Below are 7,798 nucleotides of genomic sequence, written 5' to 3'. Positions count from 1 at the left end.
TCGTCGAAACCCGATTCTCTCGGATTTCCAACGGGGAACCGCCGCCTTCAACCTTCAACTACGCCCGGGACATTGCCGTGGCTGTCCGAGGGAAGCTCAATGAATGTCAAGGCAAAACAGGTCATGCACCGTGGGCTTCGAGGCTTTGGGCACCTGATTGACGAGATTCGGAGCCATCTGCCGGAGCAAGGCAAGGACGAAGGAAGCGATCCCTTGCGTCCGCCGCCGATTTCCGAAGTGCCTGGAGGCGAGAAGCTGAGAACAGGCCACTACCGCCGGGTCTCTGAACATTGACCCCGCGTTTGAGCGGTGAGGCTAGGCAAACAGAGCTAGCGGTCGACACAAGCAGCATTGAGTGCCAGCGTCGAAACCGGCAAACGTCATAGCACGTTCCTCATTCAGGCAAAATCGTGATGTCGCCCCTAAGTCATCAGCCGGAGTCAGTGACTTCTCGAGGTCAGCGATAGTGATTGGCCTGCGAAATGATCCGTCCGAAGAAGCGGTCGAGAGAGCGCGGATTCGCGGCGACGTCGCCACTGCTGAAAGAACGTGCGCAGGTTCGGACTACAGCCGCGGCGCTTCGCGTGGCGTCGCAAAAGAAGCCAGGGTATCGTCCTATATCGTGACGTGCCATTCTCCAACACAGCCTTGGTGTCGGAGAGCTTCTCCCCCACCGGCGTGAAAGCGTGCGAGTTCAACGCGCGCTTGCGATGGCGTTTCCCCAGAGGCGGCCACCCGGATGGGCGGTCGCGTCTTGCCACCGTGAAGCTGGCTAAGCTTTTTCCGCTCTATAGCCAGTTGTTCTCACTATGCGTTGACGACTCGACCGCATCTCAGGATTGATTGACAGCGTCCTTGAATGCCTTGCCGACGGCGAACTTGACCGTCTTTGCGGCGGCGATCTCGAGGATTTCGCCCGTCGCGGGGTTGCGGCCCGTACGTGCGGCGCGCTCGCCGCTGGCAAAGGTGCCAAACCCAATGAGCTGCACCGCATTTCCCGCGGCCACTTCCTTCGAGATTGTCGCCAACACAGCATTGATCGTCTCTTCGGCGGCACCCTTGCTCGTTCCTGCCTGCGACGCGACGGCGTCGACCAGTTCCTGCTTATTCATTGAGCTTTCCTCTTCTTGACTGACACTATCTTACAGAATCGCGATAGTGGATGACCTATCGAGGCTTGTATTGGTCGGAACGCGCACGCGAGAACGCGTCGTGCGGGCCTCCGCCCACAGGCTCTACGCACGCGCGCAGCGGGATTGATTCGGTTTGCTATCAAAGGGGAAGCATAACTTCACGTCAATGATGCCTCTCCTCTGGATTCGTGACTGCATGGATCGCCCTGCTGCGAGAAACGCTCGCCGGCTTCGTCGGAATGAACATTGGAGCGATGACATTGTGTGGTCGGATGAAGCCGACTTACGACCCCCAAGTTCCCGCTCAATCAGCACGGGCATCCCTGCCTGTAAGAAGTTGCTCGATGCGATGCGTATCGACTGGCTTGGCGAAATGCGCGTCGAAGCCGGCATCGAGCGCCTGCTGTACGTCCTCCGGCTGAGCATAGCCGCTGGTTGCAGCCAATCTCGTTCTCGCTGGCAGCGTGCGCCTCAGGCTCCATGCAACCTCATATCCGCTGATATCGGGCAGCCCGATGTCGCAGAGCACCACATCATGGAGCCCGGCTTTTGCCAGAAAGATCGCACGGCGTCCGTTATAACAGACTTCAACCGCGTGTCCTAAGATCTCGACAATCGCCGCAAGGGAATCGGCCACGTCGGCATTGTCGTCCACCACAAGTACGCGAAGCAAGCGGGTATTGCCGTCGATTCTAGTTGCCGCCAGCTGGCGCCCTGTCGTCTCTTTGACCGATGCAAGCGGCAACTCGATGGTGAACTTCGCGCCCGCTCCGAGCCTGCTCGTCGCTGCGACGTGGCCGCCGTGGAGCGCTATCACCCCTTTCACAAGCGCTAGCCCAAGGCCGAGTCCGCCCTCGGTCCGCGCCAGATCTTGTCTGGCCTGCGTGAACGGTTCGAAGATGACCGGCAGGAGTTCCGGTGCAATGCCGACCCCGCTATCGATGACGTCGATCAGTGCACGCCCATCGCGCTTTTGGGCCGTCACGGTGATGCGACCACCCATCGGCGTGAACTTCGCCGCATTGCCCATGAGATTTGCGAAGACCTGCGACAGTCTCGTTTCGTCGCCTTCAATGATAAGTGCGGGACCCTCCGTCACGACTTGCAGTTCGATGCCCGGAGGTTGTGTCAGCGCGCGGTAGTCTTCCGTCGACCGCCTGACCAGTGCAGTAAGGTCCAACCTCGTGCGGCGCAGCTCGATCTTGCCCCTGGCAATCCGCGTAACATCGAGGAGATCGTCGACAAGCTTAGTCAATTGGGTGACCTGTCGGCCGATGACTTCTCGCGCATTGCGGGCTTGTTGTCCGGACGGGTCGGCTCGCTCGAGGAGATAGAGCGAGTTTCGGATCAGAGCAAGCGGGTTTCGCAACTCGTGGGAAAGCATGGCCAGAAATTCGTCCTTGCGCCGGTCGGCTTCCAACAGACTCGCTTGGGCCGCGCGAAGCTCGGTGATGTCCATGTTGGCAGCGACCGCACACCCACCACGTGGCCCGTGTCGTCGCGAATCGGCGCGCTCGACACCACGCCCGTGCCGCGCGCGCCATTGAAGCGCTCTATGTCAAGGATGACGTCTCGCGTCCGAACGCCCTCCTTGAGCGACATTGCGCAAGGCCACTCGTCTGCCGAGAGGCGCTCGCCGGTTTCTGGCCGGAAGCCCCTGTAGCTCTCGTAGTCCACAACGGAATCGAGCACCGCGTTCCCCGCCCATGTGCGCTTCCACTCGGCGTTCTCCAGAATCATCGCGCCGTTCTTGTCGAGCATGATGAGGCACGTTGTAATCGTGTCGATGACCGCTTGCAGCCACGCACGTTCAGCCTCGAGGCTGTAACTTGCTCTGCGCAAGCGCGGCGGCCTTCCGATCACCGATGTCTTCAATGATCGCGATCTCATAGTCGGGATGGCCGTTAGCATCGCGAACGAGGGAGCGGTTTAACTGCGCCCACACGTAGTGGCCTTTTGCATGAACGAAGCGCTTCTCGATGGTGTACGAGTCGAGCTCTCCGCTGCCCATTTGTTCGAATCAAAGGAGATCGCGGTGAACATCGTCGGGGTGCGTCATCTGCGGCCAAGGCGTCGAGAGCATCTCGTCGCGCGAGCGCCCGAGCATCCGGCAGAAAGCGGGGTTTACATCAAGCCAGCGCGCATCACCGAACCCCACTCGCCCCATGCCAAGGGTTGACTGTTCGAAGATGGTGCGGAATACCGCATCGTCGCCAAAGGATGATTTGGCGGCCGACGTTTGAGTGGTCATGAGAACAGAAACGTCGTAGCGCATTGAGCCCAGCGCTTCCGGAATGACAGTGTCGAATCCCTAACGTCCGCTTCCGGCTGGAGGTTGATTCTAGCTCGCTTCTGCCGGACGCAACGGTCCGCGCCGATTGCGAAGGTCGGCGCCGGGGCGACAACTCCCTCCCGATGCCATTCGGGGCGCAATCGTCGGGATGCACCAGCTCATACAGCGTGAGATTGGAGGCTGACAGTGCGCGTGGGTCTGGGAAATTCAACGGGAACGAAGGTCGGCGTCAATCGTTCCATAATCATGCTCGATGTTGAGTGCCTTCGTTCCTGCGAAAGCAGCGACGTCAACAGTCCGCTCACGCTCGACGATTCTCCTCACAATCGTCCCAGTACCGTAGTGGGTCGCGATGATCTGGGTAACGTAAGTCAAGCCACGCTAGGAGCTTGGCCCAATCTGGATGCTGGGTTCCGGTTCGCGCCGACCAGTTCGACGATCGTTCGAGAATTCGACCATTGCCGCGATCGCGAACAAGTAAGCTTCCGAGACCGGTCGAAGTATTTGGCTGTGATTCAATCAGGTAGCGGGGCAGGAGCCTGAGTTCAGCGTCTTTGGCCCATCCGTACACCCCCCGAACCACGCCAAAAGCATCTCGCAATTCGATGGGGCCACTTTCCGGTCGAACCGCTATCCACCCTTCAGGAAACTCCGCGACAACCTCGTCTTTGGCTTCTCTCAACCACTTCACACGTAAAGCCCGCGTCATCGCTTCGCGCATGCGGGGCACCGATGAGTAGCCCGGCGGCAATTCGATTGACACCGGCAGCGTGATCAGGTTGTCCTTCCAGAGGGTGAGTTCGTCCTCAACTCGCTTTGCAACATCGGACACGTCTGGGCCGAACGGATTCTCGGGGCGCCTCGACGCGCTGGACTTCGCCGGTGGCAACCCCTCGAACAGGCGCTCAGCGTCCTGACGGGTTAGTTTTGACTTTGCTTTGTTCATGATCTCTTTACGTCAAGGTTCAATCTGCGTAGATGCACACACGTCCCAACTGCGAGGCGACTGGGCGCGCAACGTCGAGAGAGCAGACTCGCTCATCATCTCACTGTCTCAGCGTCGCGATCATCGTCGCCGCCCACCCGATAACCTCGCGCAACACGATGTGACCGACCGGTCAAGACGCGGCGCACGCATTACCGCGACTCTGGTCGGCAAACCGACCCGGCGCACTGGTGCCTAGGGGCGGGGCATGATGACGATGCTCCGCCGCGGCAGATAATCGGGGTGACCGCTCAACTGCGTATGTGGTGCATTGCGGCGAGATCCGGAAATCGGCCTGCCTTCAATATTCGCTCCAGCCGCCCCTTGGCGACCTCGATCTGGTGAAGCGGTGCCGACGCGAGCTGCGTATCATGCGCGCAGAGGACCGCCTCGATTGCCTCGCACTGATCGTCGGCAATCCCCCACGCATCGGCTGTCTCCGAATCTCGAATGCACGCCCGGAGGACCGTCTCGGCCTTGAGAAAGGTTGCGAACGGGGGATCGAGCCGGTCCGTCTCGGATACGAAATAGGTCAAGTACAGCGTCTTGATGAGCTCACTTGCCAGAGCGGCGTTGCCACGCCCGTTGCGCATCGCGACCAAAGCGAGGTGATTTTTCAGTGAAAATACGCGTGCCGTGGCCGGTGCAATCGGCAACAGTTGCGCCCGGGTCAGCGGCGAGCGGCGCATCGTTCTAAGGTTCTTCGAATTGTTCGGTTTGTTCGACATGTTCGTGATCGTCAACAAGCGATCCCGCCGGTCCATCACTGGCTACGGGCAGCGGCCGTAAATTGGAAAGGTCGGGGGATGAGCAAGGAGCAGTAGCACCTTGCTGCAGATTACGCCTTTTCGAGAGAAGGCTTAATGCGCCGAGCAGAGTAGCAGACGAGTCGGCTTGAAGGCGCCGATTTCGATCTTCTTCCGTTGGCGCAAGCTAAACGACGCGCGAGGTGCGCTCAAGCTGACTGCCGACGGCAACAAAGCGGCGCCCTCGCCAAGTTCACGCGCTGCACGAATGCGCAGGCAATCGTGCCGGTCGATCCATGCCACGACGCGCGCTATCTTTCCGCTGCGCGGCAGAACGGCCGAAAGCGTCGAACGCGCTGGCGGAATCGAGCGGGCGTGCCTCTTACGACTCCTCGTCGGGGTAGTAACATGCGTTCATTGAGCAATGCACGGCATAAACAGGAGAATCGAATGGCCGGACCTCAGGAAAGCGTCAACATGGCGTTGTTCTGCGATTTCGAGAACGTCGCCATAGGTGCACGCGATGCCAAGTACGAAAGGTTCGATATCAGACCCGTGCTGGAGCGTCTACTGCTGAAGGGAAGCATTGTCGTCAAGAAAGCCTATTGCGATTGGGACCGTTACAAGGGCTTCAAGGCGTCGATGCATGAAGCCAGTTTCGAACTAATCGAAATTCCGCATGTGCGCCAATCCGGCAAGAATTCGGCCGATATCCGTCTGGTCGTCGATGCGCTCGACCTTTGCTACACCAAGTCACATGTCGATACTTTCGTCATCATCAGCGGAGACTCCGACTTTTCGCCGCTCGTTTCGAAGCTACGAGAAAATGCGAAGAAGGTGATCGGCGTCGGCGTTAAGCAGTCCACGTCCGACTTGCTTGTGGCGAACTGCGACGAATTCATTTTCTACGACGATCTGGTCCGCGAGCAGCAGCGCGCAAGCGCTAAGCAAGAAGCGCGTGAAGCCAAGCGTATGTTAGAAGAAGATCGTCAGCCAAAAGAGGACATCGAGGCTCGCAAGTCGCACGCAGTCGCCATCGCGGTCGAAACCTTCGAGGCGCTCTCCTCCGAACGTGGTGAAAGCGGCAAAATCTGGGCCTCTGTGCTGAAAAGTGCGATCAAGCGACGCAAGCCTGGCTTTAGCGAGACGCAGTACGGGTTTAGGGCTTTCGGTAACCTGCTCGAGGAGGCCCAGCTGCGTGGCTTCTTCGTCGTGGGACGCGACGACAAATCCGGCGCCTTTGTTTCTCGTTCGTATGCCACAAATGCAAAGGACGCTGGCCAAGCGGCGGCACCGGTCGCTGCTAGAGGACACAACAAGAGCGATACCGAAAGCTTCAAGGAAACGCCGAAAGCGGAGTTGGCGAATGGGCCAGAAACGGAGGTGGTCGTTCAAAGCAAGACGTCCGAACCACTGTACGAGCCGAAGAAGGAAAAGGCGTCGGGCCAGCGCCGCGCCAGGAAGACCGCAGCAACGAAATCACCACTGAAGAAACCCGACCAACAGGACGATAAGCAGGCGGTGCAGGGAGCGATAGCGGAGGAAGAACCGGCGAAGCGCTTGCGCAAACCGACTTCTCGCAGCCGCGCTTCACGCAAAGGCGTTGAGAGCGCCACCGACCGGTGACGGCAAGAACCGACCGTTTCAACAGATCACCGAGAGCTTGTACGCGCGGCAGCGCGCATGCGGGCGGACCGGGCGTCGGAACTAGATATCGATGGTCCTCTGCGTCTAGGACGACCCGTCACGCGGCGCACTTGGAGCACTAAGATCTCGCCCGCGCTTTTGCTGCCGCGCCCGACTTAACGATGATCTTCCCTGCTGGGCGGACGCTCTCGCGACATCGCCAAACGATCTTTCGTTCGGGGATGCGCGACAACATGCGCTTCGCAGACGGTTGAAACAGCGCTTTTGAACACCGTCTGAATCCCCGTCGGCGACTGCAGCGCCAAAACGTATCGGTCGAACGCCACTAGCTGGCCCGTCAGTCTGATGCCGTTGACGAGAAACACCCAAACGACTTTCTCTTCACGCGTCAGGGCGCTTAGGAAATCCGCCTGGATGTCGCTCGCATGTATGGACATGGTTGACCCACCGGTCTTGATCTCGGCACAACGGTCCTTGGCGGTGGCGCCGTTGGACGACACTACCCAATGCGACGCTATCCCGCGTCTTCGTCATAGTAGCGCGCGGCGGCTTCGAGCATGCGCCGCCGCTCCGCCCGCACATAGATCGAGGTGGTCTGCAACGACGCATGACCGAGAATGGCCTGCACGACATCGGTGGGCATCTCCCGCGCAACCGCACGCGTGCCGAACGTGTGCCGAAACGCATGCGCCGACGTATTCGCCAGTTGCACCAGGTCGTCCGTGCTGAAGTCCGCCAGCGCCGCACTCTCCCTGGCCAGCCGTTGCACGGCCGTTCTGACGAGCCGCCCGAACGCATCGACGGTGTACGGCGCGTCTTCGGGCTGAGCATCGTGCCGCTCGAGTGCGGTGCGCGTGCCCGGGATCCTCTGCGGCGCAATCAAGCGCCCCCGTGCCTGCGGCGCATCAAAGTCGCGTCCGCGGTCGTGCCAATGTGCGCGCAGTGCCGCGACGGTCGCGCCACTGACCGGCACGGTGCGCTGCTTGCGGCGCTT

Annotated in this window: 9 protein-coding genes and 1 pseudogene; 2 read left to right on the top strand and 8 right to left on the bottom strand. The window is 60.0% G+C overall.

Annotated elements, in window-relative coordinates; genetic code table 11:
* Positions 1 to 294 (top strand): hypothetical protein (locus NCR34_RS19375; protein ID WP_250500998.1); only part of this gene is annotated, 294 nt, incomplete at its 5' end.
* A gap of 539 nt (positions 295 to 833) precedes the next feature.
* On the opposite strand, the gene NCR34_RS19370 is transcribed toward NCR34_RS19375, so the two are convergent.
* The 6 genes and pseudogenes from NCR34_RS19370 to NCR34_RS19345 all read right to left on the bottom strand — a co-directional run bounded on the left by NCR34_RS19370 (position 834) and on the right by NCR34_RS19345 (position 5,139).
* Positions 834 to 1,112 carry an HU family DNA-binding protein gene (locus NCR34_RS19370; protein WP_250500997.1) on the bottom strand — a complete coding sequence of 93 codons (279 nt, stop codon included), beginning with the start codon at positions 1,110 to 1,112 and terminating at the stop codon, positions 834 to 836.
* Between the two features lie 325 nt (positions 1,113 to 1,437).
* Entirely contained in the window at positions 1,438 to 2,592 is a 1,155-nt protein-coding gene (locus tag NCR34_RS19365; protein WP_250500996.1) for a hybrid sensor histidine kinase/response regulator, read from the bottom strand.
* Positions 2,481 to 2,894, bottom strand: coding sequence for a hypothetical protein (locus NCR34_RS19360; RefSeq protein ID WP_250500995.1), 414 nt, complete (start codon positions 2,892 to 2,894; stop codon positions 2,481 to 2,483). Before NCR34_RS19360 ends, NCR34_RS19365 begins: the two co-directional genes overlap by 112 nt.
* Before the next feature lie 49 nt (positions 2,895 to 2,943).
* Positions 2,944 to 3,384, bottom strand: a pseudogene (locus NCR34_RS19355) (PAS domain S-box protein).
* A 343-nt stretch (positions 3,385 to 3,727) separates the two neighbouring features.
* Positions 3,728 to 4,372: a hypothetical protein gene (locus NCR34_RS19350; RefSeq protein WP_250500994.1), complete on the bottom strand. Its 645-nt coding sequence runs from the start codon at positions 4,370 to 4,372 to the stop codon at positions 3,728 to 3,730.
* 290 nt (positions 4,373 to 4,662) lie between these two features.
* Positions 4,663 to 5,139, bottom strand: coding sequence for a hypothetical protein (locus NCR34_RS19345; RefSeq protein WP_250500993.1), 477 nt, complete (start codon positions 5,137 to 5,139; stop codon positions 4,663 to 4,665).
* Between the two features lie 468 nt (positions 5,140 to 5,607).
* Here NCR34_RS19345 and NCR34_RS19340 point away from each other — a divergent pair, with 468 nt between their 5' ends.
* On the top strand, positions 5,608 to 6,783 hold the full coding sequence (locus NCR34_RS19340; protein WP_250500992.1) for an NYN domain-containing protein: 1,176 nt from the start codon (positions 5,608 to 5,610) through the stop codon (positions 6,781 to 6,783).
* Between the two features lie 176 nt (positions 6,784 to 6,959).
* On the opposite strand, the gene NCR34_RS19335 is transcribed toward NCR34_RS19340, so the two are convergent.
* Both NCR34_RS19335 and NCR34_RS19330 read right to left on the bottom strand, forming a co-directional pair.
* Entirely contained in the window at positions 6,960 to 7,304 is a 345-nt protein-coding gene (locus tag NCR34_RS19335) for an RNA chaperone Hfq (RefSeq protein WP_250500991.1), read from the bottom strand.
* 14 nt (positions 7,305 to 7,318) lie between these two features.
* The coding region (locus NCR34_RS19330; RefSeq protein ID WP_250500990.1) for a tyrosine-type recombinase/integrase at positions 7,319 to 7,798 on the bottom strand (480 nt) is incomplete at its 5' end.

It is taken from the genome of Caballeronia sp. GAWG1-5s-s, from assembly GCF_023631445.1.
GTDB lineage: Bacteria > Pseudomonadota > Gammaproteobacteria > Burkholderiales > Burkholderiaceae > Caballeronia.
Note: the sequence above shows the minus strand (reverse complement) of the source record. Positions and strands in the feature narration are given on the sequence as shown.